Annotated in this window: 22 protein-coding genes; 12 read left to right on the top strand and 10 right to left on the bottom strand. The window is 64.3% G+C overall.

What is annotated here, in order from left to right; genetic code table 11:
• Positions 1-214: 214 nt before the first annotated feature.
• Together H1B27_RS35555 and H1B27_RS35550 are read right to left on the bottom strand one after the other, a co-directional pair.
• Entirely contained in the window at positions 215-934 is a 720-nt protein-coding gene (locus H1B27_RS35555) for a class I SAM-dependent methyltransferase (protein WP_197969257.1), read from the bottom strand.
• A gap of 85 nt (positions 935-1,019) precedes the next feature.
• The gene (locus H1B27_RS35550) at positions 1,020-1,562 is read right to left on the bottom strand and encodes a MarR family winged helix-turn-helix transcriptional regulator (RefSeq protein WP_197969246.1); all 543 of its coding nucleotides are present in this window, start codon (positions 1,560-1,562) and stop codon (positions 1,020-1,022) included.
• 111 nt (positions 1,563-1,673) lie between these two features.
• Here H1B27_RS35550 and H1B27_RS35545 point away from each other — a divergent pair, with 111 nt between their 5' ends.
• The 5 genes from H1B27_RS35545 to fahA all read left to right on the top strand — a co-directional run bounded on the left by H1B27_RS35545 (position 1,674) and on the right by fahA (position 7,300).
• The gene (locus H1B27_RS35545; protein WP_061880328.1) at positions 1,674-3,287 is read left to right on the top strand and encodes an FAD-dependent oxidoreductase; all 1,614 of its coding nucleotides are present in this window, start codon (positions 1,674-1,676) and stop codon (positions 3,285-3,287) included.
• Positions 3,288-3,294: 7 nt separating this feature from the next.
• Positions 3,295-3,519, top strand: coding sequence for a DUF2783 domain-containing protein (locus H1B27_RS35540; protein WP_061880329.1), 225 nt, complete (start codon positions 3,295-3,297; stop codon positions 3,517-3,519).
• Positions 3,520-3,543: 24 nt separating this feature from the next.
• On the top strand, positions 3,544-4,500 hold the full coding sequence (locus H1B27_RS35535; protein WP_197969245.1) for an MBL fold metallo-hydrolase: 957 nt from the start codon (positions 3,544-3,546) through the stop codon (positions 4,498-4,500).
• Between the two features lie 2 nt (positions 4,501-4,502).
• Entirely contained in the window at positions 4,503-5,849 is a 1,347-nt protein-coding gene (hmgA, locus tag H1B27_RS35530) for a homogentisate 1,2-dioxygenase (RefSeq protein ID WP_061880331.1), read from the top strand.
• A gap of 179 nt (positions 5,850-6,028) precedes the next feature.
• Positions 6,029-7,300, top strand: coding sequence for a fumarylacetoacetase (gene fahA, locus H1B27_RS35525; protein WP_197969244.1), 1,272 nt, complete (start codon positions 6,029-6,031; stop codon positions 7,298-7,300).
• Between the two features lie 122 nt (positions 7,301-7,422).
• Here fahA and H1B27_RS35520 read toward each other — a convergent pair whose 3' ends face one another.
• Positions 7,423-7,734, bottom strand: coding sequence for a DUF1272 domain-containing protein (locus H1B27_RS35520; RefSeq protein WP_197969243.1), 312 nt, complete (start codon positions 7,732-7,734; stop codon positions 7,423-7,425).
• A gap of 73 nt (positions 7,735-7,807) precedes the next feature.
• A complete protein-coding gene (locus tag H1B27_RS35515; RefSeq protein ID WP_028178776.1) occupies positions 7,808-8,287 on the bottom strand; it encodes an Lrp/AsnC family transcriptional regulator in 480 nt (159 codons plus the stop codon).
• 121 nt (positions 8,288-8,408) lie between these two features.
• Here H1B27_RS35515 and hppD point away from each other — a divergent pair, with 121 nt between their 5' ends.
• The gene (gene hppD, locus H1B27_RS35510) at positions 8,409-9,524 is read left to right on the top strand and encodes a 4-hydroxyphenylpyruvate dioxygenase (protein WP_197969242.1); all 1,116 of its coding nucleotides are present in this window, start codon (positions 8,409-8,411) and stop codon (positions 9,522-9,524) included.
• A 227-nt stretch (positions 9,525-9,751) separates the two neighbouring features.
• On the opposite strand, the gene H1B27_RS35505 is transcribed toward hppD, so the two are convergent.
• The 4 genes from H1B27_RS35505 to H1B27_RS35490 form a co-directional block, all read right to left on the bottom strand.
• Positions 9,752-10,861: a CaiB/BaiF CoA transferase family protein gene (locus H1B27_RS35505; RefSeq protein WP_197969241.1), complete on the bottom strand. Its 1,110-nt coding sequence runs from the start codon at positions 10,859-10,861 to the stop codon at positions 9,752-9,754.
• Positions 10,862-11,072: 211 nt separating this feature from the next.
• Positions 11,073-11,873 (bottom strand): FAD binding domain-containing protein, encoded by an 801-nt coding sequence (locus H1B27_RS35500; protein WP_197969240.1) that lies wholly within the window; start codon positions 11,871-11,873, stop codon positions 11,073-11,075.
• Positions 11,874-12,011: 138 nt separating this feature from the next.
• Positions 12,012-14,354, bottom strand: a complete 2,343-nt coding sequence (locus tag H1B27_RS35495; protein WP_197969239.1) for a xanthine dehydrogenase family protein molybdopterin-binding subunit — start codon at positions 14,352-14,354, stop codon at positions 12,012-12,014.
• Between the two features lie 80 nt (positions 14,355-14,434).
• Positions 14,435-14,920 carry a (2Fe-2S)-binding protein gene (locus H1B27_RS35490; protein WP_061880337.1) on the bottom strand — a complete coding sequence of 162 codons (486 nt, stop codon included), beginning with the start codon at positions 14,918-14,920 and terminating at the stop codon, positions 14,435-14,437.
• A gap of 557 nt (positions 14,921-15,477) precedes the next feature.
• Here H1B27_RS35490 and H1B27_RS35485 point away from each other — a divergent pair.
• The 5 genes from H1B27_RS35485 to H1B27_RS35465 all read left to right on the top strand — a co-directional run bounded on the left by H1B27_RS35485 (position 15,478) and on the right by H1B27_RS35465 (position 20,798).
• The gene (locus tag H1B27_RS35485) at positions 15,478-15,927 is read left to right on the top strand and encodes an SRPBCC family protein (RefSeq protein ID WP_061880338.1); all 450 of its coding nucleotides are present in this window, start codon (positions 15,478-15,480) and stop codon (positions 15,925-15,927) included.
• 260 nt (positions 15,928-16,187) lie between these two features.
• Positions 16,188-17,903, top strand: a complete 1,716-nt coding sequence (locus tag H1B27_RS35480; RefSeq protein ID WP_246515933.1) for a PQQ-dependent methanol/ethanol family dehydrogenase — start codon at positions 16,188-16,190, stop codon at positions 17,901-17,903.
• Between the two features lie 127 nt (positions 17,904-18,030).
• The gene (locus tag H1B27_RS35475) at positions 18,031-19,212 is read left to right on the top strand and encodes a c-type cytochrome (protein WP_311977576.1); all 1,182 of its coding nucleotides are present in this window, start codon (positions 18,031-18,033) and stop codon (positions 19,210-19,212) included.
• Between the two features lie 112 nt (positions 19,213-19,324).
• Entirely contained in the window at positions 19,325-20,011 is a 687-nt protein-coding gene (locus tag H1B27_RS35470; protein WP_197969237.1) for a response regulator, read from the top strand.
• Between the two features lie 97 nt (positions 20,012-20,108).
• The gene (locus tag H1B27_RS35465) at positions 20,109-20,798 is read left to right on the top strand and encodes a response regulator (protein WP_197969236.1); all 690 of its coding nucleotides are present in this window, start codon (positions 20,109-20,111) and stop codon (positions 20,796-20,798) included.
• A gap of 19 nt (positions 20,799-20,817) precedes the next feature.
• Here the strand turns inward: H1B27_RS35465 and H1B27_RS35460 are convergent, their stop codons facing one another.
• On the bottom strand, positions 20,818-22,176 hold the full coding sequence (locus tag H1B27_RS35460; RefSeq protein WP_061880342.1) for a hybrid sensor histidine kinase/response regulator: 1,359 nt from the start codon (positions 22,174-22,176) through the stop codon (positions 20,818-20,820).
• On the bottom strand, positions 22,173-23,339 hold the full coding sequence (locus tag H1B27_RS35455; RefSeq protein ID WP_197969235.1) for an FIST N-terminal domain-containing protein: 1,167 nt from the start codon (positions 23,337-23,339) through the stop codon (positions 22,173-22,175). Before H1B27_RS35455 ends, H1B27_RS35460 begins: the two co-directional genes overlap by 4 nt.
• A gap of 252 nt (positions 23,340-23,591) precedes the next feature.
• Between H1B27_RS35455 and H1B27_RS35450 the strand changes: the two genes are divergently transcribed.
• Positions 23,592-25,617: methyl-accepting chemotaxis protein (locus H1B27_RS35450; RefSeq protein WP_197969234.1), on the top strand; the 2,026-nt coding region annotated here is incomplete at its 3' end.

Below are 25,617 nucleotides of genomic sequence, written 5' to 3'. Positions count from 1 at the left end.
CCCGGACAAGCGCGCATCAAGCGCGCGCCGATCCGGGACCCATACCCCCAGGGAGGAGTCGCCGCGCGAGCTGGCAACTCCGAGTCTTGGCCAAACCCATCATGCCTCGCCACAGGCGGAGGGATTGATGGGTTTCGCTGACGATCTACCCATCCTGTGAGCTGACCTTTTCTTCGGACGCGTGCGGTCTCCGAGACGGGCGGCAGATATGGTGTCAACGAGTGCCGGCAGGATCGCCACAAGCAACGATATCGCGAGGAGATTTTCGAGCCGCTAGCTCCGGCGGAGAGAATACCGCCAGGTATCCTCTGTCCCCTGCGAGCCTATATGTGGCGACCTCGCGATAGCCGACGGCAGTCAATTCGCAGCGCAACAGCGCAATTGGCGTGCCATGCTTCGGCGTCGGAAGCTCAAGATCGACAATTCCGACCCGCGCACCCTGCTTCAAGGAGGGCGCGAGATTGTAGAGGAAGGCATAGGGTTGCGCTATCTCGTGATACATATGCACAAGGATAGCGGCATCCAGCGAGGAAGCGGGCAGACGCGGGTCGTGTGGTTCGCCGAGCGCGAATTGCACGTTTGTCAACTTCAGAAGTTTTGTTCGCCTGGCGAGTTCGACGAGGTAATCCAGCGTGACGTCCTGGGCAACGACAGAGCCGGCGGGTCCGACGAGGTGCGAGAGCCTGACCGTGTGGTAGCCACCGCCTGCTCCAATGTCGCCGACTGTCATGCCTGGTTTCAGTTCAAGCAGACGTGCGATTTGACCGGCCTCATCGAGGGCATCGCGGTGCTCTTCGGCGGAGCGGCGGGGGCTGACGATTCTTGCAACAGGACGCTGTGGCGAGGGAAACTCGTTTGCAGCGACGCCAGGGGGGGCCAGATGACCTATGTCAGCGGCGTATGCGCGAGTTGCGACAAGCGCCACAAGGAGCATCGCTATATAAGCCAGTGCCGTCACGGGCCTACCAAGATTCCTCAACAGGACCCTCAAACGCCGACGTCCGCGCCTCTATGAGTCCCTAATACGCCTGCTTTGCGTCGGCTTCTTCGCTGGTCTGGATCAGGTCGAGGCTCTGCTCGATCTTGCCGAGCAGGGCCGAGAGTTGCCTGCGCTCCTGCGCGGAGAGGCAGGCGAGGATCTCGTCCTCGCGCCGCAACAATTGCGGGAACAGCTCCTCGTAGAGCGCACGGCCCTTCCTCGTCAGTTGCAGCCGGAATTCGCGGCGGTCGGCCTCGTTCTCGACCCGTTCAATCAGATCGCTGTTGAGCAGCGTGGTCACCGCGCGGCTGATGGTGGATTTGTGCGTGCGGGTGCATTGCGCGATGAACTGTGCGCTGCAGGCATCGTTGCGGAAGCCGAGGGTGGCGATCACGCGCCAGGCCGGAATGTCGAGGCCATGGCGTTCCTGATATTCGACCGAAAGCGCGGAACTGACTTCCGCTGCGAGCCGGTTGAGGCGGAACGGCACGAACTTGAACAGGTCGAGCCGTGGCTTTGGCCGCGCCGAAGCCTCGTCGGCCTCACGCGCCTTCAGCGCGATGTTGCTGGATGTCCTCGTCAAGGAAGCGCTCCGAATTCCAGTTGACGGCCGGCCGGCTCCGGTCCAAAATAGTTGCACGTGAGACTATCTAGCAGATCAATCCTCTCCTGACCAGAGCCGAGGTTAGTGTGTATGGCGCAGGCCAAGTCCCAGTTCGGCTATCGACGCCACCCCGATCAGGATCGTTCCGGCCAGAGCCCGGCCGAGCACGCGGTCGTGGTCGTCGGTGCGGGCCCGGTCGGGCTGTCGCTTGCGATCGATCTTGCTCAGCGCGGCCAGCGTGTCGTCCTCCTGGATGATGCCGATCGTATCGGCGAGGGCTCTCGCGCGATCTGCTTCTCGAAGCGCTCGCTGGAATATTGGGACCGGCTCGGCGTCGGCGACCGCATGGTCGACAAGGGGGTGGTGTGGAGCGTCGGCCGCATCTTCCACGGCGAATCCCAACTTTACCAGTTCAATCTCCTGCCGGAGAACGGCCACAAGCGGCCGGCCTTCATCAATCTCCAGCAATATTACGCCGAGGCCTATCTGGTCGACCGCATCGACGATTTGCCCGAGATCGACCTGCGCTGGCGCAACAAGGTGACGGCGCTCGAGCAACGCAACGGTTCCGTCGCGTTGACGATCGAGACGCCCGAGGGCGCGTACCGCGTGCTTGCTCAATACGTCGTTGCCTGCGACGGCGCGCGCTCCTCGTTGCGGCAGATGGTCGGCGCCGAGTTCGCTGGTCAGGTGTTCGAGGATCAGTTCCTCATTGCCGACGTCAAGATGACTGCGGAATTCCCGACCGAGCGCTGGTTCTGGTTCGATCCGCCGTTCCATGCCGGGCGGTCGGCGCTGCTGCACCGGCAGCCCGATGATGTCTGGCGCATCGACCTCCAGCTCAACCGCTACGCTGATCCTGTCGTCGAGAAGAAGCCCGAGAACGTGCGGCCGCGGATCGCGCGTATGCTCGGCCACGACAAGTTCGCGTTCGAGTGGATCTCGCTCTACAAATTCCAGTGCCGGCGGATGGACCGCTTCATCCATGGCCGCGTGGTCTTCGCCGGCGATTCCGCGCATCAGGTCTCGCCCTTCGGCGCGCGCGGCGCCAATTCCGGGCTGGAAGACGCGGAGAATCTGTCCTGGAAGCTCGACCGTGTGCTGCGCGGCAGATCGCCCGCGAGCCTGCTGGAGAGCTATCATCTCGAGCGCAGCATGGCGGCCGACGAGAACATTCGCGAATCCACCCGCTCGACCGACTTCATGGCGCCGAACTCGCACCAGGAGGCGCGGCTGCGCAAGGCGGTGCTGTCGCTGGCGAAGGAGACCGAGTTCGGCAAGCGCATGGTCAATGGCGGCCGGCTTTCGGTGCCATGCAGCTATGATTCCCCCTTGTCCTCGCTCGACGCGGATACGTGGCACGGTGGACCGTCGCCCGGCTGTTCCATGCTCGACGCTCCCGTCACGACGCCGGCCGGCGAGCAGATCTATCTGACGGATGCCTTCCGCAAGGGTGGAACGGACTTCACCCTGCTGTCGTTCAGCAATGGTGCGGCCATCGACGCGCCCGATGGCGTCAAGGGCATCCGCATCGGCGGCAAGGGCGGGTTCGCCGATCCCTCGGGCTTGGTCGCGAAGCGTTACGGCGCCGAACCGGGCGCCGCCTATCTGCTGAGGCCGGATGGTTATGTCGCGGCGCGCTTCCGCCATCCGGCGCGTGCGGCGATCGCGGCAGCGCTGGTGCGTGCCGAAGGCTTGTATTGAGGTTCGCATGCCGCTTTCCACCAGCTCCAACTTCGCACGCCCCGACGATGCCTTCCGCGCCATTGTCGAGGCGCATCGCGGTCTCACCGAGGAGCAGAGCGCCGATTTCGATTCGGCGCTGGTGCTGATCCTCGCCAACCATATCGGCGATATCGACGTGTTGCGCGAAGCGATCGGGCTTGCGAAGCGCCGCATGATCGACGGCCAACAGCAACAACAGCAGCAACAATAACCTGGTGACTTGAAGGACGAATTGATGGCGAAGAACTTCGCATCCACTGGCGATCTCTCCGAGAAGAAGATCACCTTCTCCGAGATCGGTACGGATCTCTATGCCTTCACCGCCGAGGGCGATCCCAACACCGCCGTCATCGTCGGCGACGATGGCTGCCTCGTGTTCGACGCGCAGGCGACGCCCGCGATGGCGAACAAGGTGATCGAGCGCGTGCGCGCAGTCACCGACAAGCCGATCAAATATGTCGTGCTGTCGCACTATCACGCCGTGCGCGTGCTCGGCGCCTCCGCCTACAAGGCGCAAGGCATCGTCGCCTCGCAGGAGACCTATCGGCTGATCGCGGAGCGTGGCAAGCAGGATTGGGATTCCGAATACGGCCGCTTCCCGCGGCTGTTCCAGGATGCGCAGAGCATTCCCGGCCTGACCTGGCCGACGCTGACCTTCGAAGGCGAGATGACAATTTACCTCGGCAAGCGCGAGGTTCGCCTGATGCAGTTGGGCGCCGGCCATACCTCCGGCGACATCGTCGCCTGGGTGCCGGATGCGGAGGTGATGTTCTCCGGCGACCTCATCGAATATCACTCGGCCTGCTATTGCGGCGATGCGCATCTGCGCGAATGGCCGATGACGCTGAACGAGATCCGCAACTTCAATCCCAAGGCGATCGCGCCGGGCCGCGGCGATGCGCTGAAGGGCACGGCCACGGTGCGCGAGGCCATCGCGATGACGCGCGACTTCGTCACCTCGCTGTATGGCGCGGCCGAGATCTCCGTTGCTCGTGGCCGCACGCTGAAGGAATCGATGGCGGCAACCCGCGAGGTGATGGACCCGAAATTCCACAGCTTCGCCATCTACGAGCACTGCCTGCCGTTCAACGTGTCGCGCGCCTATGACGAGGCGTCGGGCATCGACGACCCCGTGATCTGGACTGACAAGCGCGACCAGGAAATGTGGGCTGCCTTGCAAGGAGGAGGATAGTCATGAACATCAACACCTCGCCTGACCAGATCATCCGCAGCTCGGCCCAGGTGACGCCGGGCTACATGTCCGGCTTCGGCAACAGCTTTGAGACCGAGGCACTGCCGGGCGCGCTGCCGATCGGCCGCAACTCGCCGCAGCGCTGCGCCTACGGGCTCTATGCCGAGCAGCTCTCCGGCTCGCCCTTCACCGCGCCGCGCGGCAGCAATGAGCGCTCCTGGCTCTATCGCATCCGCCCTTCCGTGAAGCATTCCGGCCGCTTCGAGAAGGTCGACGCCGGCCTGTGGCGCTCGGCGCCGTGCCATGAATACGACCTGCCGATCGCGCAGCTGCGCTGGGACCCGACGCCGCTTCCGAAGGATGAGGTCACCTTCGTTCAGGGCGTGCAGACCATGACGACGGCTGGTGACGTGAATACCCAGGCCGGCATGGCCGCACATGTCTACCTCATCACCAAGTCGATGGTGGATCAGCATTTCTACGATGCCGACGGCGAGCTGATGTTCGTGCTCCAGCAGGGCAATCTTCGCGTTGTCACCGAGTTCGGTCGTATCGATGCCGAGCCGGGCGAGATCGTGGTGATCCCGCGCGGCGTCAAGTTCCGCGTCGAGATTCCGAATGGCCCGGCGCGCGGCTATCTCTGCGAAAATTACGGCGGTGCCTTCACGCTGCCGGAGCGCGGGCCGATCGGCGCCAACTGCCTTGCCAATGCGCGCGACTTCCTGACGCCGGTTGCGAACTACGAGGACAAGGACACGCCTACGGAACTGTTCGTGAAGTGGGGCGGTTCGCTGTTCAAGACCACGCTGCCGCATTCGCCGATCGACGTCGTCGCCTGGCACGGCAATTACGCGCCGTACAAATATGATCTGCGCACCTTCTCTCCCGTCGGCGCGATCGGCTTCGACCATCCCGATCCATCGATCTTCACGGTGCTGACCTCACCGTCGGAGACCGCGGGCACCGCGAACATCGACTTCGTGATCTTCCCCGAGCGCTGGATGGTCGCGGAGAACACGTTCCGTCCGCCCTGGTACCACATGAACATCATGAGCGAGTTCATGGGGCTGATCTACGGCGTCTATGACGCCAAGCCGCAAGGCTTCGTCCCCGGCGGCATGAGCCTGCACAATTGCATGCTGCCGCATGGCCCGGACCGCGACGCCTTCGAGCACGCCAGCAATGGCGAGCTGAAGCCGGTGAAGCTGACCGGCACCATGGCCTTCATGTTCGAGACCCGCTACCCGCAGCGCGTCACCGCGCATGCGGCGAAGGCGTCCACGCTGCAGGACGATTACGCGGATTGCTGGAAGGGCCTGGAGAAGAAGTTCGATCCTAACCGGCCGTGATGGTCGCGCCCTCTCCCCCTTGTGGGAGAGGGTGGCTCGCCGCGTAGCGGCGAGACGGGTGAGGGGTTCTCTCCGCGAGTGGACCTCTCTCATTCTAGATTCGCGGATAGAACCCCTCATCCGGCGCTTCGCGCCACCTTCTCCCACAAGGGGAGAAGGAAGAAAGGACCGGGCCAGACGTGACGACACACCCCAACGACCCCAGCCTCCGCTCCTTCATCGACGTCGATCCGGCCTCGGACTTCCCGATCCAGAACCTGCCCCATGGCGTGTTCTCGGCGAATGGATTGGCGCCGCGCGTTGGTGTCGCCATCGGCGCCTACATTCTTGATCTGTGGGAGCTCGAGCAGGATGGCCGCCTCGATGTCGGGCAGCCGGGGACCTTTGCGGCAGGCAGCCTGAATCCGTTCATGTCGTTGGGCCCGAAGGTGTGGTCGACGACCCGCGCGCGGATCAGCGAGCTCTTGCGGCACGACAATCCCGAATTGCGCGACAATGACGAGTTGCGCAAGCTGGCCCTGGTTCCCATGTCGGCTGCCAAACTGCATCTGCCCTTCACCGTCTCCGGCTACACCGATTTCTATTCCTCGAAAGAGCACGCCACCAATGTCGGCGTGATGTTCCGCGGCAAGGACAATGCGCTGCAGCCGAACTGGCTGCATATGCCGATCGCCTATAACGGCCGCGCATCGACCGTCGTGGTCTCCGGCACGAAGGTGAAGCGGCCTCGCGGGCAACTGAAGCCACCGAATGTGGATGTGCCGAGCTTCGGGCCGTGCAAGCGACTCGATTTCGAGCTGGAGATGGGCGTCGTCATCGGCCAGCCCTCGCCGATGGGCGGCATGCTCACGGAGCAACAGGCCGAGGAGATGATCTTCGGTTTCGTGCTACTCAACGACTGGAGCGCGCGCGACATCCAGCAATGGGAATATGTGCCGCTCGGGCCGTTCCTCGCCAAGGCGTTTGCGACCTCGATCAGCCCCTGGGTGGTGACGCGCGAGGCGCTGGAGCCGTTCCGGCTGAAGGGGCCGGAGCAGGAGCCGGTGCCGCTCGACTATCTCAAGCAGACGAAGCCGCAGAACTACGATGTCGCGCTGGATGTCTCCCTGCGTGCTGCGGGTGCCAATGCGCCCGCCGGCATCAGCCGCACCAATTTCAAGTACATGTACTGGTCCTCGGTGCAGCAGCTCATGCACCACGCTTCCAGCGGCTGCGCCATGAATGTCGGCGATCTCTTGGGCAGCGGCACCATCTCCGGCCCGGAGAAGGACCAGCGCGGCAGTCTTCTGGAGATCAGCTGGAACGGCACCGAGCCGGTGGAATTGCCCGGCGGCGCCAAGCGCTCGTTCCTGGAAGACGGCGACAGCCTCGTAATGCGCGGCTGGTGCCAGGGCAACGGCTATCGCGTCGGGTTCGGCGAGGTCGAGGGGACGATTCTGCCGGCGGAGTAGGAGCGGTCGCCGCCACACGCACCGTCATTGCGCGCGCAGCGAAGCAATCCAGAATCTTTCCGCGGAAAGATTCTGGATTGCTTCGTCGCAAGGGCTCCTCGCAATGACGGCGTGGAGAGAGCCTACCGCTTCTCCGGCGGCACGTCGCGCACGCGCGCGCAATGCGCCGCGACATCCTCCACGCTGTACTTCAGATGCACCCGCTTGTCGGACGGCGCCTGCTTCGCTGTGCAGACCCCCGGCCGCCATTCCTGCGCCGGCCTGATCGGGCGTGGGGCAAAACCGCCGCCGCAATTCGGGCAGACGTTGAACAGCTTGGTCTCGACGCAATCCGCGCAGAACGTGCATTCATAGGAGCAGATCCGCGCGTCCGTCGCGCTCGGCGGTAGGTTGCGGTCGCAAAATTCGCAGTTCGGCCGAAGCTGGAGGGCCATGTCGAATCTCCGCACGTGGAGCCGGAGCATCGCAGATCGTGCGCCTCGCGCGAATGCCATAGTTCCCTCGATTTCAGCCGGCCCTGATTTCCTTGAGCGGGAGCCGTGAGCTTTCCTTGAGCCTGTCGAGCACGATCGAGGAGCGCACATGCGCCACGCTCTGGTGCGGCATCAAGACGTCGTTGACGAGGTTGGAGAGGCCCTTGAGGTCGCGCAGCACGGCCTTGAGCACATAGTCGGCATCGCCCGTGAGCGAATACGCCTCCTGGATCTCATCGATCCGGTTCACCAGCGCGCGGAAGCGTTTCGAATTGTCCGGCGAATGAGTTGCCAGTCCCACCTGGATGAAGGCGATCACGCCGAAGCCGAGCGCCTCGCTGGAGAGGTCGGCATGATAGCCCGCGATCACCTTCTCCTCCTCCAGCCGCATCCGCCGCCGCGAGCATTGCGAGGCGGAGAGGCCCGCGAGGTCGGCGAGCTCCTGGTTGGTGAGGCGGCCGTCGTCCTGGAGTGCGCCCAGGATCTTGAGGTCAAAGGCGTCCACAGGAATCATGCGTCAATCGTCCATTTATTGCACAAATCGTGCATAGAGTAGCGAAATCGCGTCCCATTTGCACGCCCCTTGCGCACCCTATGAAGGATAGTTCCTCCCAGCAGCAATTCGGGAGAGCACCATGGGTCCGTTTCCGCACGATGCACCGCCGGCCACGATCAGCGCCGACAATCCGATGGGCACCGACGGATTCGAGTTCGTCGAATATGCGCATCCCGATCCGGAACAGTTGCACGCGCTGTTCAAGCTGATGGGCTATGCGCCCGTCGCGCGCCACAGGACCAAGAAGATCACGGTCTATCGCCAGGGCGACATCAACTATCTCGTCAACGAGCAGCCCGGCACCCACGGCTACGAGTTCGTCGCCGCGCATGGCCCCTGTGCGCCGTCGATGGCCTTTCGCGTCGTCGACGCGAAGGCGGCCTATGACCGCGCGATTTCGCTCGGCGCCGAACCTGCCGATGTGCCATCGGCGCAGAAGACTCTCGACGTCCCCGCCATCAAGGGGATCGGCGGCAGCCTGCTTTATCTCGTCGACCGCTACGGCGCCAATGGCTCGGCCTATGATGCCGAGTTCGAATGGCTCGGCGCACGCGATTCCAAGCCGGTCGGCGCCGGCCTGTTCTATCTCGACCATCTCACCCACAACGTCCATCGCGGCCGCATGGACGTCTGGGCCGGCTTCTATGAGAAGCTGTTCAACTTCCGCCAGATTCGCTTCTTCGACATCGAGGGCCGCGCCTCCGGCCTGTTCTCGCGCGCGCTGACGAGCCCGGACGGCAAGATCAGGATTCCGATCAACGAGGACGCCGGCGAGTCCGGCCAGATCGAGGAATATCTCAAGTCCTATCGCGGCGAGGGCATCCAGCACATCGCCTGCGGCTGCCGCGACATCTACCGCACCATCGAAGACCTGCGCGAAGCCGGCCTGCCGTTCATGCCGTCGCCCCCCGACACCTATTTCGAGAAGATCGATGCGCGCCTGCCCAAGCACGGCGAAGATCTGGCGCGGCTGAAGAAGAACGGCATCCTGATCGACGGCGAGGGCGTGGTCGAGGGCGGCCAGACCAAGGTGCTGCTGCAGATCTTCTCGGCCAATGCGATCGGCCCGATCTTCTTCGAGTTCATCCAGCGCAAGGGCGACGACGGCTTCGGCGAGGGCAATTTCAAAGCCCTGTTCGAATCGATCGAGGAGGATCAGATCCGGCGCGGGGTGTTGAAGGTGGACGCGGCTTAAGCTGCCGCTGTTGCCGACGTCGTCGTCTCTACAAAGGGTGTCGTCCCGGACAAGCGTAAGCGCCGATCCGGGACCCATACCGCGGAATCCATCCATTGTGTTCGGTAGGAGTACCGAACCACGAATCTTCGCCAAACCACTCCCTGTGGTTATGGATCCCGGATCGGCGCGCGCTTATGGCGCGCTTGTCCGGGACGACAGCGGAGAGTGAGGCGACAGCAGAGAGCCTAACGTCCTGCCCACGCCTGCATCACCGCGGCGATCTCCGCCGGCTCCGGCTCGCGCACCTTCGAGGGCGTGCGCGAGAACCGTGGCGCCGGCCCCGGCTGCTTGATGCCGTGACGTTCCACGAAGACCTTTCGCGCGACCATGTGCGGATGCTGCGTGGCCTCCGACATGGTCAGCACCGGCGCGAAGCAGATGTCGGTGCCTTCCATGATCTTGCACCAGTCCTCGCGCGACTTGCTCTTGAACACCGTCTTGAGCTTTTCCTTCAGCGCGGGCCAGGCCTTGGGATCCATCTGCGCGTCGAAATCGGTGTCGGTGAGCCCGGCATGCTCGCGCAGCAGCGCGTAGAACTGCGGCTCGATCGAGCCGATCGAGACGAAATGGCCACAGGCGCATTCATAGACGCCGTAGAAATGCGCGCCGCCGTCGAGGAAGTTCTGGTCGCGCCCCTCGGTCCAGCGCCCGATCGCGGTCATGTCGAAGAAGAACGACATCAGAGAGGCCGCGCCGTCGCACATGGCGGCATCGACCACCTGGCCCTTGCCGGACTTCTGCGCGTCCAGCAGTGCCGCGAGCACGCCGACGACGAGATAGAGCGCGCCGCCACCGAAATCGCCGACCAGGTTGAGCGGCGGCACTGGCGCTTCCTTCGTGCCGATCGCGGCAAGCGCGCCGGTGATGGAGATGTAGTTGATGTCGTGGCCGGCGGCATTCGCGAGCGGGCCTTCCTGGCCCCAGCCGGTCATGCGGCCATAGACCAGCTTTGGATTGCGCGCGAGCACCACGTCGGGCCCGAGCCCGAGCCGCTCCATCACGCCGGGACGGAAGCCCTCGACCAGGGCATCGGCGCTGGCAAGCAGGTCGAGCACCTGTGCAATCGCGGCCTTGTCCTTGAGGTCGAGCTCGATCACCTTGCGGCCGCGGCCCGCCACCGACTTCATGCTCTTCTTCGCGCCGACGCGATCGAGCGTGACGACGTCGGCGCCCATGTCGGCCAGCATCATGCAGGCGAACGGACCAGGACCGATGCCGGCGAATTCGACGATGCGGAAGCCCGAGAGCGGGCCGGAGGTGCGGACGGTCGAGGTGGGGGCTGGTTTGTCGAGCACGTTGTTGTTTCCTCGGGTCGCGGGCAGGTGCCGGTGATCCGGCAAACGCCTCAAACGTTTCTTCTGTTGAGCGAGTTAATCGGCCGATTAACTTTTCCCGCCTTCACGCCAACGAGGCAAGCAGTTTTGATGCCGCACGGCCAAAATAAAACGGGCGCGCACCGAAGTGCGCGCCGCGGAAAATTTGTGCTGAGACGCTGGAGCGTGATCGTCAGCCCGCAGCAGCCACCGCGCGCTGCGCCATCACCTTGACGAGGTTGGCGCGGTACTCCGCCGAGCCATGGATGTCGGCCAGCAACCCGCTCGCCGGAATGCTGACGCTGTCGATCGCTGCCGGCGACCAGTTCGCCTTTAGTGCGGCTTCGATCGCAGGCACCCGCATCACGCCATTCTGCGAGGCGCCGGTGGCGGCCACCCGAACCTCGCCCGACTTGGTCTGCGCGACGAACACGCCGGTCAGCGCGAAACGCGAGGCCGGATGCGGCATCTTGGAATAGCCCGCTTTCGCCGGAACAGGGAACGACACGGCGGTGATGATCTCGCCGTCTTCAAGCGCGGTCGTGAACAGGCCCTTGAAGAAATCGGCGGCCGCGATCGACCGCTTGTTGGTCTTCACGGTCGCGTCGAGCGCGAGCAATGAGGCCGGATAGTCCGCGGCGGGGTCGTTGTTGGCGATCGAGCCGCCGATCGTGCCGCGGTAGCGCACGGCGGGATCGCCGATCAGCGAGGCCAGATAGGCGAGCGCAGGGATCGCCTTCTTGGCAGCGTCGCTGCTCGCGACATCGTAATGCGGCGTGGCGGCCTTGATGGTCAGCGTGTCGCCGGAGGCTTCGACGCCGATCATGTCCTTGATCTTGGCAAGGTCGATCACGTCGGAAGGACCTGCGAGGCGCTGCTTCATCACCGGCAGCAGTGTCTGCCCGCCAGAGAGGAATTTCGCCTCGCTGCTCTTGGCGAACAGGCTGGCGGCCTCGTCGACCGAGGAGGCGCGATGATAGGTGGTCTGGTACATCTTGGTTGCTCCTGAAATCTTTTCTCTGTCATTCCGGGATGCGCCGCAGGCGCAGACCCGGAATCTCGAGGTTGAATTCGTAGCTCCAGATTCCGGGTTCGACGCTTCGCGTCGCCCCGGAATGACGATGATGAGCGGTCAAGCCGCGTGGATCGTGCGCCACACCCGATCGGGGGTCGCGGGCATTTCCAGATTGTTCTTGCCGATCGCATCCGTGATCGCGTTGATCACAGCCGCAGAAGCGCCGATTGCGCCGGCCTCACCGCACCCCTTGATGCCCAGCGGATTGCCCGGGCACAGCGTCGTGGTGTGGGAGAGATTGAATGACGGCACGTCGTCGGCGCGCGGCATGGCGTAGTCCATGAACGAGGCCGTGACCGGCTGGCCGTTGGCATCGTAGATCGCGTGCTCGAGCAGCGCCTGGCCGATGCCCTGCACAAGGCCGCCATGGACCTGGCCCTCGACGATCATCGGGTTGATCAGCCGGCCGAAATCGTCAGCCGCGACGAAGTTGACGAAGGAGGTCTTGCCGGTGCCGGGATCGACCTCGAGCTCGCAGATATAGGCGCCGGCCGGGAAGGTGAAGTTCGTCGGGTCGTAGAAGGCGCTCTCCTTCAGGCCCGGCTCCATCCCATCAGGCAGATTGTGTGCGGTGTAGGCCGCGAGCGCGACCATCGGGAAGGCGATCGCCTTGTCGGTGCCTGCCACCTTGAACTCGCCGTTCTCGATTACGATGTCGCCCTCGGACGCCTCCAGCGCATGCGCGGCGATCTTCTTGGCCTTGGACTCCATCTTCTCCATCGCCTTCAGGATGGCGGTGAGGCCGACGGCCGCGGAGCGCGAGCCGTAGGTCCCCATGCCGAACTGCACCTTGTCGGTGTCGCCATGGACGATCGAGACCTGGCTGATGGGAACGCCGAGGCGCTCTGCAACGAGCTGGCAGAAGGTGGTCTCGTGACCCTGGCCGTGGCTGTGCGATCCCGTGAGGATCTCGATGGTGCCGACCGGGTTGACGCGCACCTCGGCCGATTCCCACAGGCCGACGCCGGCGCCCAGGCTGCCGACCGCCTTGGACGGAGCGATGCCGCAGGCCTCGATGTAGCAGGATACGCCGATGCCGCGCAGCTTGCCGTCGGCTTTCGCCTTGGCCTTGCGGGCGGGGAAGCCGGCATAGTCGATCGCCTTCATCGCGGCATCGAGCGAAGCGTTGAAGTCGCCGGTGTCGTAGGCCATGATCACAGGCGTCTGGTGCGGGAACTGGGTGATGAAGTTGGTCCGGCGCAACTGGGCCGGATCGACGTTGAGCTGCCGCGCCGCCGTTTCCATCAGCCGTTCGATCAGATAGCTCGCCTCCGGGCGGCCTGCGCCGCGATAGGCGTCGACCGGCGTGGTGTTGGTGTAGACGCCGATCACCTCGGCATGGATCGCCGGGATGTTGTACTGGCCCGACAGCAGCGTCGCGTAGAGATAGGTCGGGACCGAGGACGAGAACAGCGACATGTAGGCGCCGAAATTGGCGTAAGTCTTCACCTTCAGGCCGATGATCTTGTTGTTGGCGTCGAAGGCCATCTCGGCATGGGTGATGTGGTCGCGGCCATGCGCGTCGGTGAGGAAAGCCTCGGTGCGGTCGCCAGTCCATTTCACGGGACGGCCGACCTTCTTCGAGGCCCACAGCGCCACCATCTCCTCGGGATAGATGAAGATCTTGGAGCCGAAGCCGCCGCCGACATCGGGGGCGATCACGCGCAGCTTGTGCTCGGGGGCGATGTTGTAGAACGCCGACAGCACGAGGCGGGCGACATGCGGGTTCTGCGAGGTCGTATAGAGCGTGAAGTGCTCTTCCGCTGCGTCGTAATCGGCGATCGCCGCGCGCGGCTCCATCGCGTTCGGGGCGAGGCGGTTGTTGGTGACGTCGAGCTTCACCACATTGGCGGCCTTGGCGAAGGCGGCATCGGTGGCGCTCTCGTCGCCGATCACCCAGTCATAGACCTGGTTGCCGGGGGCCTCGGGGTGAAGCTGCGGCGCGCCGGCCTTGATGGCGGCGTGCATGTCGGCGACCGCGGGAAGCTCCTCGTAATCGACGACGACGACCTCCGCCGCGTCGCGTGCGAGATTCTTGCTCTCGGCGATCACGACGGCGACGGCCTGGCCGACGAAGCGCACCGTCTCGGGCGCCATGGCCGGCCATGCGCCCATCTTCATCGGGCTGCCGTCCTTGGAGGTGATGGCCCAGCCGCAGATGAGGTTGCCGACCTTGTCGTCGACGAGCTGCTTGCCGGTGAGCACCGCGACCACGCCCGGCATCTTCAGCGCGGCGGACGAGTCGATCCCCTTCACCTTGGCGTGCGCGTGCGGGCTGCGGATGAAATAGGCATGGGTCATGCCCGTCAGCTTGATGTCGTCGACGTAGCGGCCCTTGCCGGTAATGAAACGCTTGTCTTCCTTGCGCACGACTCGCGCGCCGATGCCTTCAACACCCATGTCTGGTCCTCCCGACCGGAAATTTGTTGACCTGCGCTTTCCCTCGAAAGCGGCAGTGGTTTTTTGTCGCGGCGGCCGCTCTACTCGGCCGCCTGCGCAACCTTCATGCGTCCGGCCGCATCCAGCACGGCTTTCACGATATTGTGGTAGCCGGTGCAGCGGCAGATATTGCCCTCGAGCTCGTGGCGGACGGTCGCCTCGTCGAGCTGGCCACCATGGCGTTGCACGATGTCGATCGCGGACATGATCATGCCCGGCGTGCAATAGCCGCATTGCAGGCCGTGATTGTCGCGGAAGGCGGCCTGCATCGGGTGCAGCTCGTCGCCCTTTGCGATGCCCTCGATGGTGGTGATGCTGGCGCCATCGGCCTGGCCCGCCAGCATGGTGCAGGATTTCACCGCACGGCCATCCATGTGCACGACGCAGGCGCCGCACTGGCTGGTGTCGCAGCCGACATGCGTTCCTGTGAGGTTGAGGTGATCGCGCAGAAGCTGGACCAGCAGCGTGCGGTCCTCGACGTCGACGGCGACGGCCTTGCCGTTGACCGTCAGTTTGACTGTAGACACTTGAAGTCCTCCCAGGATGATTTTGATTGGTTCTAATTAGAGACAGCGCGAGCGAAACTTTGCAACTGGGATTTTGGCGACCGCGCGTCATGTAAATGACACCGTGCGACCGTCGCAATCGTACGATCCGGTCACGACGCTCCGCGCCGCCGCCAGTGGGTGGTGCGACCTTGCGGGAAGCTTGCGGAAAAGGTCGCTCCTCCAGCTGCGATGGTGTGTTCGACGGCCATCATGCGAAGCGCTTGTCCTGGCGGCGCGTGTCTTGGTCGTGCTCGCCACTTGCCCCTGGACGCGGCCCGGTGCGTCGTTTCTCCCTTGATGCTGCCTTCGTTGCACGAATAGGAGCACGCGCTCCCGCCTTTGTAATCGCGATCTTGGTAGTAGGCGGCGACGGTCTAAGTCATTGATTTTGCTTATGGCGATGCAGCGAAGCCGCGCCGCACGATGCTCGCCGGTAAGCCGCATCGGCCACGACCCTCTAGTACTTCCTGGCGATTGATCGCAGGCCCGCGCCACCCTAGTCGAGCCGACCGGCAACGGCAAAAAGGGTGGAAGCGATGCAGATGAACGACAGTCAGCGGATCCCGGCGTCCAAGGCCACGGTGTGGGCCGCGCTCAACGATCCCGACATTCTCAGACGCTGCATTCCCGGCTGTCAATCGCTCGAGATGGCGTCCCCGACGGAGATGACCGCGACCGTGGTGCTGAAGGTCGGTCCGGTGAAGGCGACGTTCAGCGGCAAGGTGACGTTGGCCGATATCGATGCACCCAATGGCTACCGCATCGTCGGCGAAGGCGCCGGTGGCGTCGCCGGATTTGCCAAGGGCGGCGCGAAGGTCAGGCTGGAGGAAGAAGCGCCTGGCGTCACCATCCTGCACTACGAGGCCGACGCGCAGATCGGCGGCAAGCTCGCACAGCTCGGCTCGCGTCTGATCGAGTCGACGTCGCGAAAACTTGCCGCGAACTTCTTCCAAAGCTTCGCGGCGTTGGTAGCGCCATCATCGTGATTGATGCGCGATTGCGGCGCGATGCTGTCTGAATTCGATGACGCATTTCGAGCTGCAAAACAAGGGCAAGACGCAAGCTCGGACAACGAGATGGGCGACGAAGATCGTCAATGATTTGCACTACTACCTTCCGCCTATACTAAGCGCGAAAAGGCGATGCTGTAATTTCGAACGATGGCTCGCAGACGAACTGCGTGTCACGAGCGCTATGCGCTCAGGCGCCCAACGAGGCGTGCACAACAACATCGCGGAGGGAATACATGACCTTTGGAACGAAGGGCTTCTTGGCTGGCATTTCGATGATCGCGATGTTGGCCGCCGGCGCGTCTGACGTCCGCGCCAACGATTCGCTGCTCAAGGCGCAATCCGATTCGAACCAGTGGGCCGTTGCCGGCCATGACTACGGCAACACGCGCTACAGCCCGCTCAAGCAGATCAACACCGAGAACGCCGGCAAGCTGACGCTCGCCTATTCGTTCTCGCTGGCGTCGCTGCGCTCGAACGAATCCTCGCCGATCGTCGTCGGCAACACGCTGTACGTCTCGAGCTCCTGGGGCCCGAAATACGTCTACGCGCTCGATGCCGCGACCGGTGCGCGCAAGTGGACGTGGGAGCCCGAAATTCCCGATGATGTGCTGCAATATGCCTGCTGCGACGTGAACAACCGCGGTGTCTCCTATGCGGATGGCAAGATCTTCGTGGGCCGTCTCGACGGCAAGCTGACGGCGCTCGACGCCGCGACCGGCAAGGCGCAGTGGACGACGAAGGTGGTCGACTACAAGCAGGGTTCGGTCATCACCTCGCCTCCGCTGGTCGTGCGCGACAAGGTCATCACCGGCTTCGGCGGCGGCGAGTATGGCGTGCGCGGTTCGCTCCAGGCCTTCGACGTCAAGACCGGCAAGCAGTTGTGGCAGACCTTCACGGTTCCCAGCCCGGACGAGCCCGGCGGCGACAGCTGGAAAGGCGATTCCGCCCAGCATGGCGGCGGCGCGGCCTGGCTGGTCGGCTCCTACGATCCCAAGACCGATACCGTATATTGGGGGACCAGCAATCCCGGCCCGTGGAACACCGGCGTTCGCTCGACCGGGGACGGCAATTTCGGCAAGCTGACCAACCTCTACACCGCCTCGACGCTGGCGCTCGATCCCAACACCGGCAAGATCAAATGGCACATCCAGACCACGCCGGCCGATGCCTGGGACTATGACGGCGTCAATGAGGCCGTGCTCGCGGATCTGAAGATCGGCGGCAGCACCGTTCCGGCGCTGATGAAGGCGGATCGCAACGGCTTCTTCTTCGTCGCCAACCGTGAGACCGGCAAGGTGTTGTCGGCGGAGAAATACGTGTTCTCCAACTGGGCCAACAAGTGGGACGTCCAGACAATGCGCGCAGTCGAGGATCCCGACAAGCGTCCGGGTCCGGGCCATCCCGCCAAGGACATCTGTCCGAACCTGATCGGCGGCAAGAACTGGCAGCCGATGTCGTTCAATCCGCAGACCGGACTCGTCTACATCCCCTCGAACAATGTCTGCATGGACTGGTCGGTCTCCGACGTCGCCTACAAGCGCGGCGTGTTCTATCTCGGCGCCGAATTCCCGACCAAGGAAGGTCCCGGCGGCTTCCTCGGCGAGCTCGTGGCCTGGGATCCCGTCGCCCAAAAGAAGGTCTGGTCGATCAAGGAAGACCTGCCCTTCAACGGCGGTACGCTGACCACGGGCGGTGGCCTCGTATTCGCCGGCAACATCCACGGCGACTTCCGCGCCATCGATGCGAAGTCCGGCAAGGTGCTGTGGAGCAAGAATCTCGGCTCCGGCATCGGCGCGGGCCCGGTGACCTACAGTGTCGACGGCAAGCAATACGTCGCCATCGTCGTCGGCCGCACGGCTGCATTGCCCGCGTTCCTGGGCGAGGTTGGGAAGAAGATGACGGCCGCAGCCCCCGAGGGCGGTTCGCTCTTCGTGTTCTCCGTCCAGTGACGACTGGCGCGCGTATCCCGAAGGAGACGGGATACGCGCGCGCCTTTCGAGATTGCGCGATTGCGGCGTTGGCCAGATCCCGTGCCGCAATCCCCGGTCAAGCCATTCCAAACCTCCGGAGATGAGAATGCGTCCGATCAATCCAGGAAGCGGCAAGAGCCGAAATCGCGCCGTTGCCGGGTTCCTCGCATGTGTCGCCGCGTCCGCGATGATCGCGCCGGGTCACGCAGACGAGGCGCAGCCGTTCCGTCTCTGCGCCGATCCGACCAATCTGCCGTTCTCGAGCGATAACCCATCGCGGCCGGGCTTCTATGTCGAAATCGGCCGGGCGCTGGCGCAGGCGCTCGGCCAGCCGATCGCCTACGACTGGTACAAATCCTATTTCGGCAAGCGCACGGTGCGGGTCACGCTGCTGGGCAAGCAATGCGACGCCATGATCGGCTTGCCGCGCTCGGAGGATTTCATGGGTCCCGCCATGATCTTCTCCAGCACCTTTGCGAGGGAGGGCTACGCGCTGGTCGCGGCGAAGGGTCACGCGATCGGCGGTTTCGACGACCTCAAGGGCAAGCGCGTCGCAGTCCAGTACGCCAGCACGCCGCAAAACCTTCTTGCGACACGGGACGATATCCAGAAGGTCACCGTGCTGTCGCCCGAGGAAGGCATGCAGGCGCTCGACCAGGGCAAGGCCGACGTCGCCTTCATCTGGGGGCCCGTGGCCGGCTGGTTGAACATGACCACCTACAATGATCGCTATCAAATCCGGCTGACCGAAGGCGAAGGCCTGTCATGGGATGCCGCCATCGGCTTTGCGAAGGGGTCGACCGAGCTCCGCGATCGCGTCGACGCGATCTTGCCTCAGCTCCAGCGGACAATCGCCGATCTCGCGGTGAAATACGGCTTGCCGGCCGGACAGCCTGTCCGCCTTGGTGCGGCCCCGGCTGCGCCGGCGGGAACCACGACCGGAGCGGGCCCCGGGGCGAGCGTGATGCAGGTCGCAAATGCGGTGGCAACCGAGATCAAGGGCGATGCAGCTGCGCCGAATGCCGAGGCCGTCAGCGCAGGCAAGGAGATCTTCAACGGAACCTGTGCGCATTGCCACGGCCCGGACGCGGTGCAGAGCGAACGGAAGATCGACCTGCGGCTCCTGCATCACCGCTACGGCGACGACATGCGCGATACGTTCTGGAAGACCGTACACGAGGGGCGCCCCGCCAGGGGCATGCCGCCCTGGAAGGAGGTTTTCACCGACGGCCAGCTCGATAGCATCTATTCCTTCCTGCTGACGGTCCAGGTCGAATCGAACGACTGAACGGTCTTGACCGGACGGGATCGGGAAGATGTGGTAGCGTCCATCCTGCATCTTTCCGGCACGGGATGGGTGCGCTGCTGCCGCCGGTACGGCGGATCCTTTGGAAGGCGCAATGGCCAGCTTCCTGATCATCGACGATCATCCGCTGTTCCGCGAAGCGCTGGGCAATGCGGTGCGGCTGGCCCTGCCCGAGGCCCGCATCCTCGAGGCGATGTCGATCGAGGATGCTCTGCACATCCTGACGACCGAGCAGGGGGTCGACCTCGCGCTGCTCGATCTCTCGCTGCCGGATGCGACCGGCTTCTCCGGTTTCCTCCGCCTGCGCGAAACATATCCGCGCCTGCCGGTCGCCATCGTATCGAGCGAGGAGGACCAGCACGTGGTCCGCGAAGCGCTGGCGCTCGGCGCGGCCGGCTATCTCCCGAAGTCGACGTCGAAGCGCGAGCTGGCCCAGTCGATCGAGGGCGTGCTCTCCGGCTCGGTCTCGGTGCCGCGGGATTTCGTGGCGACGCCGCAACGACGAAAGGCCGAGACCAGCAAGGCGCTCGAGGTCAAGCTCCGCGAGCTCACGCCGCAGCAGCTGAGGGTTCTGGACCTGTTGCGGCGCGGCTATCCGAATCGGCAGATCGCGCAGGAGCTGCAGCTCGCCGAATCTACGGTCAAGGCGCACATCACCGAGATCCTGCGCAAGCTCGGCCTGTTCAGCCGCAACAAGGCGATCATCGAGATCGGCAAGATGGACCTGCCAGATCCCAGGAACCGCCCCTATGCAAGGGTCGACCGCGGGAGGCCGCAATGACCGGCGCTGTCATTGACCTCGATCAAGCCGGCTGGCGCCGGCTGATACATCCTCGGTTTACGCTCGATCCCTGCAACGATTTGGAAATGGCTGACGCGTGACGCGATTTCTGATTGTCGAAGACCATCCGTTGTTTCGCGAGGCGCTCGAAGGCGCGCTGCGAATGGTGGCGCCCGAGGCCGAGATCCTGCAGGCGACGTCGGTCGATGGCGCGCTCGAGCAGCTGGCCGTGGGAGCCGAGCTGGATCTCCTCCTGCTCGACCTGTCGATGCCGGGCACGACCGGTCTCTCGGGCATCGTTCGCATCCGCAAGGCCTTTCCGAAGGTTCCCGTCGTCATCGTATCGGCGCATCAAGACCCGCGCATCATCTCCGGCGCCTTGTCGCTCGGCGTGTCCGGCTACATCCTCAAATCCTCGTCCAAGCAGGAGCTTGCACATTCGATCGGCGAGGCGCTGCGTGGCCTCGTCTGTGTTCCCAACGCCTATCGTGCGCTCCGGCCGCAGCGGGCTCCAGGTCCCGCGCATGATCTGCTGAAGCGGCTGCATGATCTGACGCCGCAGCAATTGCGGGTTCTCGAAATGCTCAAGCGCGGCCTGCAGAACAAGCAGATCGCGTATGAGCTTAAAATTTCCGAGACGACCGTGAAGGTCCACGTCTCCGACATCCTGCGCAAGCTGAACGTGCTGAGCCGCACCAAGGCGATCGTCGAGATGTCGAAGATCGATTTCGCGACGCTGGCCAGCGACGGGAGCCGGGCGAAGCACGATCGCGCGCAGTCCGAGTAGCAGAAGGGCCGCGACCGCATCACGTCAGCAGGAACGACAGCAGCGCGCGCATTTCGGCGGGCTTGACCGGCTTCTTCAACACCTCGAGCCCGTAGAGGCTCGCTTGCTTGGCGGCCTTCTCGGAATAGTCGGCGGTGATGATCATCGCAGGCACGTCCAGCTTCGTTTGCTGCCGGATGTCGGCAATGGCCGACAATCCGCTCTCGCCGTGATCGAGATGAAGATCGGCGATGACCGCGTCCGGCGCGCCGCCCAGCTCGCGCAGGCGCAGCAGCGCGTCCGCGGCCGATCGCGTCGACGCGACGTCGCAGCCCCATCCTTCCAGCAGCGCGGCCATGGCCTCAGAGCCCGATGGATCGTTCTCGATCAGCAGGATCTTGGCGCCTTCGAGCCCGCCATATTGCCGTTCGGTGAGCTTGGCCTCGTGCGCCCCGTCGCCGACCTCGGCAAGGTCGGCCGGCTCGAGCTCGAGGGTGAACGTCGATCCCTTGCCAAGTTGCGATGACAGCCGCACCTCGTGCCCGAGCACCGTTGCGAAGCGGCGAACGATGGAGAGACCGAGCCCAAATCCGGCCTGGTCGGTTGCGCTGGCCTCACCGCGCTGGAATTCGCGGAAGATGGCCTCCTGCTGCGCCTGTGCGATGCCCGGTCCGGTATCGGAAACCTGAACGCAGATGCGGTTGTTGCGGCGCCTGCATCCCATTACGACGCCGCCGCTGCGGGTGTAGCGGATGGCATTGGCGAGCAGATTTTGCAGGATGCGCCGGAGCATCATCGCGTCCGACGACACAGCGAGCGGCGAGGAGCGGATGCGCAGGCACAGGCCCTGCCGCGCGCAGATCGGCGCGAATTCGTTGCGGAGCTGCTCGAGCAGCGGCGCGAGCGCCATGGGACGCACGTCGGGCTTGAGCGCGCCGGCGTCGAGCTTTGCGATCTCCAGCAACGAGCGCAGCAGATCCTCCAGCGTCACCAGCGAGCGGTCGACCTGATCGATCAGCAGGGCGGCGTCCTGCGATTGCATCATCTCGGTCAGTGCCGAGAGCGTCAGGCGCGCCGCGTTCAGCGGCTGCAGCAGGTCGTGGGTGACCGAGATCAGGACGGATGATTTGAGCGAACTTGCGGCCTCGGCCTGCTGCTTGGCGCGATGGAGCCCTTCATTGGCGTGTTCGATCGAATGCAGCGCCTCGCGCAATTGTTGCGTCCGGTCTCGAACCTGGCGGTCGAGCGCGATGGCGGTCTCGAACAGCGAGAAGGCGTTGAGCTGCTGGTCCATCGAGCGTTCGACGCGGGACATCAGCGCTGCATTGATCTTCTTCAGCTTCGCGGTTTCCCGCTGAAGCTGCTCGACCGTTGCGGGATCCTGCCACAGCTCGGTCACGTGGGGCGCCTGCCGATGGCGACGCCGGTGAACGTCTGGTTCACATGCATCGAGCCGAACTGTTCGCCGTAGGTATGAAAACCGACCACGCGATTCTGGCGGTAGAGCTCGGACATGTCGCGTGCGAGCTGATGCTGCTCGGCATCGAGACGGCGCAGAAGGCACTCGAAGCCGATATAGAGCGAGACCTCACCGATCTGGTCGCACGTCTCCGCAAAGGCCTCGCGCGTCGTGCCGACGAGGCTGCGCGACGTCGCCGCCGTCAACACCATGCCTTCGTCGATGGCGCAAAAGAAGTGCAGGGAACCATCCGGTTCGACGCGCTGGATCGACCGCGCATAGTACGAGCCGCCGACGCGGACCAGCACAGGATGCGACGCGAATGAGAAGGGGTCGAGCTTGGCATCCATGATGCCGACGACACGGGAATATTCCTGGGCCGCGGGCTCCGCATTCAGCTCCCTGACGGTCCGGTTCTCGATGTCGGCCTCGGTGACCACCATGCGCTGTGGCCGCGGTTCGAAATTATCGCATTTGAAGACCCGGAACGGCAGCGACGTATTCAAGAGGATCAGGAGCGCGGCATTCGTATGCGCCTTGCCGTCGAGGAACACCCAGGTCCTCTCGAAGCGCAATCCGTCGCCGGCAGACCCGCCGATGACCGGAATGTCGTCCAGCGAGGCATAGATGGCGGACATCACCGTCTCTTCGCGGCGGCACAGGCCGTCGATCAGCACCAGGCCGAACGGATTTCGGCGCTCGGCGTGCGCGGACACCCGCAGCAGCTCTTGCCGGATTTCGGCGCCGATCCGGCGGCCGTCCTCGACGCGAAAACTGTCGAGATTGAGAATCGGACGCACCACGGCCGAGAAGTCGGCCCGGCTGAAGGCGAGAGCGACGATGCTGTTCTCGTCCCAACCGTCAGGGGCCAGTTCGCCGGCGGTCGTGCAACCGCAGACCGGGATCCCGTCAAATCGCCGGCTGATCTCCGCGATAAATTGGTGGGGGTCGTAGCTCGGGGAGACAAAGAGCAGGATCAGCGCCAGCTCGTCAGCCGGGAGCTGAGCGGTGAGCTCGGCAACAGCATGTTCCGCGCCCGCAGCCTTCGACTTCGCGACGGCAATGCCGGAAGCACCGCCAAACCGAAAGTCGGTTTGCCTCACTCCGTTTCTCCCCCGAGGACAGCTCGGTCTAATGCCGAATTCCTGACAAGTGTTCAAAGAGTATGGCCTTTTTCGTCCGGTCGCAACACGGCGATGGGGCCTGCGGGGCGGGGCGTTCCGCCCGAAGCCGATCGGGCCGGAGAGGGGTGGGACGAATTTACCGCCCCTTATCGATTCTGCCTTAGTTTTGCGCATCAAGGTCGGGGGGCGGGGCGCCTCCGGATCGCGGCTGAATTACAAATGGGGGTGGGAATGTCCGGGCGTATCGCGTCGCCGTCCAAGCGTGCACTGTTTCCGGCCCTCAGGTTCCGCGCAAAGATCATTCTCGGCTTCGCCGCCGTGCTGGTGATTTCCGCCGGCAGCATGGCTTTCTCCTATTTCGGCTTCGAGCGGGTCGCCTCCGGGGTCGGGTCGTACCGCAGCAGCGTTTCCGAGGCCGATCTCGCCCGCAACATCGATCGCGAGCTGCTCGCCTATCGTTCGGCCGCCCGTTATTTCGTGGTGACCGGCAAGGAAGACGACGCCAAGGCGGCGCTGGATGCTGAAGGCAGCCTGAAGAACGCCATCGACCAGGCCGTGAAGGGCGCCAAGACGCCGGCGCGGCAGGAGAGCCTCGACAAGCTCGCCAAGGAGTTCTCCAACTTCTCCGCGACCTTCGCAAAGGTACTCAAGGCCAAGCGCGACAGTGCGCTGCTGGTGCAGAACCAGCTCAGCCGCAACGCCAATCTCTTGAAATACAAGCTGGACGATATCGGCAACAACGCCTCCGACTCCGAGGCGCAGGCGATCGAGTTCGGCACGAAGCAGGTCAACGCCCAGTTCCAGACGGCGAGCGCGGCGGCGACCAATTTCGTGCTGACCTCCGACCAGTCGATCGCCACCAGCGCGCTGGCGCGGCTGAAATTCGTCGAGAACTCGCTCGGTGCGATCTATTCCATGGACGACAAGGTCGTCGCCGGCCTGAAGGATGCCAAGGCTCTGCTCGGCGCCTATCGCGAAGCGCTGGAGAAGCTGATCGCCAATGCCAAGCTGGTCGATGATCTCGTCACCGAGATGAACGGTTCCGCCGGTGCGATCCTGCAAGGAGCGACCACCATGAAGGCCGACCTCCTCGCCGAGCAGCAGCGGCTGGATTCGGAGTCGGAGGCGACCATCGGACGGACCGAGCAGCTGGTGCTGATGCTGGCCGTTGGCGGCACGCTGCTCGGCGCGGTCCTTGCTTTTCTGCTTGGTACCGGCATCTCGCGTCCGATGATTGCGATGTGCAAGGCGATGCGCGAGCTTGCCTCGGGCAATTTCGACGTGGTGCTGCCCGGCCTCGGCCGCAAAGACGAGATCGGCGAGATGGCCGGTGCGGTCGAGGAGTTCAAGGTTCAGGCGGTCGCCAAGGCCGAGCGCGACGCTGCCGCCAGCGAAATCCAGAACCGGGAGCAGGCCGCAAGCCGCCGCGCCGAACTGATCCGCTTTGCCGATGATTTCGAGAGCGCGGTCGGCGCCATCGTCTCCAACGTCTCGGCCTCCGCCGTGCAGCTGGAATCGGCGGCCTCGACGCTGACCCGCACCGCCGAGACCACGCAGAGCCTGTCGAGCCAGGTCGCCGGCGTCTCCGAGCAGGCCTCCAGCAACATGCAGTCGGTCGCGACCGCGACGGAAGAGCTCTCGGCCTCGGTCGAGGAGATCGGTCGCCAGGTCCGCGATTCCAGCCGCATCGCCGAGGCTGCCGTGGTGCAGGCCAAGGAGACCGACGGCCGCATCGGCAAGCTGTCGCATGCCGCCCAGCAGATCGGCGAGGTGGTCAAGCTGATCACGGCGATTGCCGAGCAGACCAACCTTCTTGCGCTCAACGCCACCATCGAGGCGGCCCGCGCGGGTGAAGCCGGCCGCGGCTTCGCGGTGGTGGCGAGCGAAGTGAAGTCGCTGGCAAGCCAGACCGCGAAGGCGACGGACGAGATCTCCTCGCACATCGCCGGCATGCAGGGGGCCACCGCCGAATCGGTTGCCGCGATCAAGGAGATCGGGGCGACCATCGGCCAGATCTCGTCGATCTCGACGTCGATCGCGAGCGCGGTCGAGCAGCAGGGCGCCGCCACCCAGGAGATCGCCCGCAGCGTCCAGACGGTCGCACAGGGCACGCAGACGGCCGCCACCGACATCGGCGAGGTCAACCGCGGCGCCGCCGAGACCGGCTCGGCCTCGGAAGAGGTGCTGAATTCGGCCAAGACCCTGTCGAGCGAGAGCACCCGTCTGCGCGCCGAGCTCGACCGCTTCATGGGGAATA

Origin of the sequence: Bradyrhizobium diversitatis (assembly GCF_016031635.1) — a bacterium.
Taxonomy (GTDB): Bacteria; Pseudomonadota; Alphaproteobacteria; order Rhizobiales; family Xanthobacteraceae; genus Bradyrhizobium; species Bradyrhizobium diversitatis.
The sequence above is the reverse complement of the archived record's forward strand: the minus strand, read 5'-3'. Positions and strand labels throughout refer to the sequence as shown.

Bases quoted from the DNA above. Each gene is read 5' to 3' on its own strand.
- H1B27_RS35555 (WP_197969257.1), bottom strand. From the start codon at position 934: ATGCTCCTTGTGGCGCTTGTCGCAACTCGCGCATACGCCGCTGACATA.
- H1B27_RS35545 (WP_061880328.1), top strand. From the start codon at position 1,674: ATGGCGCAGGCCAAGTCCCAGTTCGGCTATCGACGCCACCCCGATCAG.
- H1B27_RS35540 (WP_061880329.1), top strand. From the start codon at position 3,295: ATGCCGCTTTCCACCAGCTCCAACTTCGCACGCCCCGACGATGCCTTC.
- H1B27_RS35535 (WP_197969245.1), top strand. From the start codon at position 3,544: ATGGCGAAGAACTTCGCATCCACTGGCGATCTCTCCGAGAAGAAGATC.
- hmgA (WP_061880331.1), top strand. From the start codon at position 4,503: ATGAACATCAACACCTCGCCTGACCAGATCATCCGCAGCTCGGCCCAG.
- H1B27_RS35520 (WP_197969243.1), bottom strand. From the start codon at position 7,734: ATGGCCCTCCAGCTTCGGCCGAACTGCGAATTTTGCGACCGCAACCTA.
- H1B27_RS35515 (WP_028178776.1), bottom strand. From the start codon at position 8,287: ATGATTCCTGTGGACGCCTTTGACCTCAAGATCCTGGGCGCACTCCAG.
- hppD (WP_197969242.1), top strand. From the start codon at position 8,409: ATGGGTCCGTTTCCGCACGATGCACCGCCGGCCACGATCAGCGCCGAC.
- H1B27_RS35500 (WP_197969240.1), bottom strand. From the start codon at position 11,873: ATGTACCAGACCACCTATCATCGCGCCTCCTCGGTCGACGAGGCCGCC.
- H1B27_RS35495 (WP_197969239.1), bottom strand. From the start codon at position 14,354: ATGGGTGTTGAAGGCATCGGCGCGCGAGTCGTGCGCAAGGAAGACAAG.
- H1B27_RS35485 (WP_061880338.1), top strand. From the start codon at position 15,478: ATGCAGATGAACGACAGTCAGCGGATCCCGGCGTCCAAGGCCACGGTG.
- H1B27_RS35480 (WP_246515933.1), top strand. From the start codon at position 16,188: ATGACCTTTGGAACGAAGGGCTTCTTGGCTGGCATTTCGATGATCGCG.
- H1B27_RS35475 (WP_311977576.1), top strand. From the start codon at position 18,031: ATGCGTCCGATCAATCCAGGAAGCGGCAAGAGCCGAAATCGCGCCGTT.
- H1B27_RS35470 (WP_197969237.1), top strand. From the start codon at position 19,325: ATGGCCAGCTTCCTGATCATCGACGATCATCCGCTGTTCCGCGAAGCG.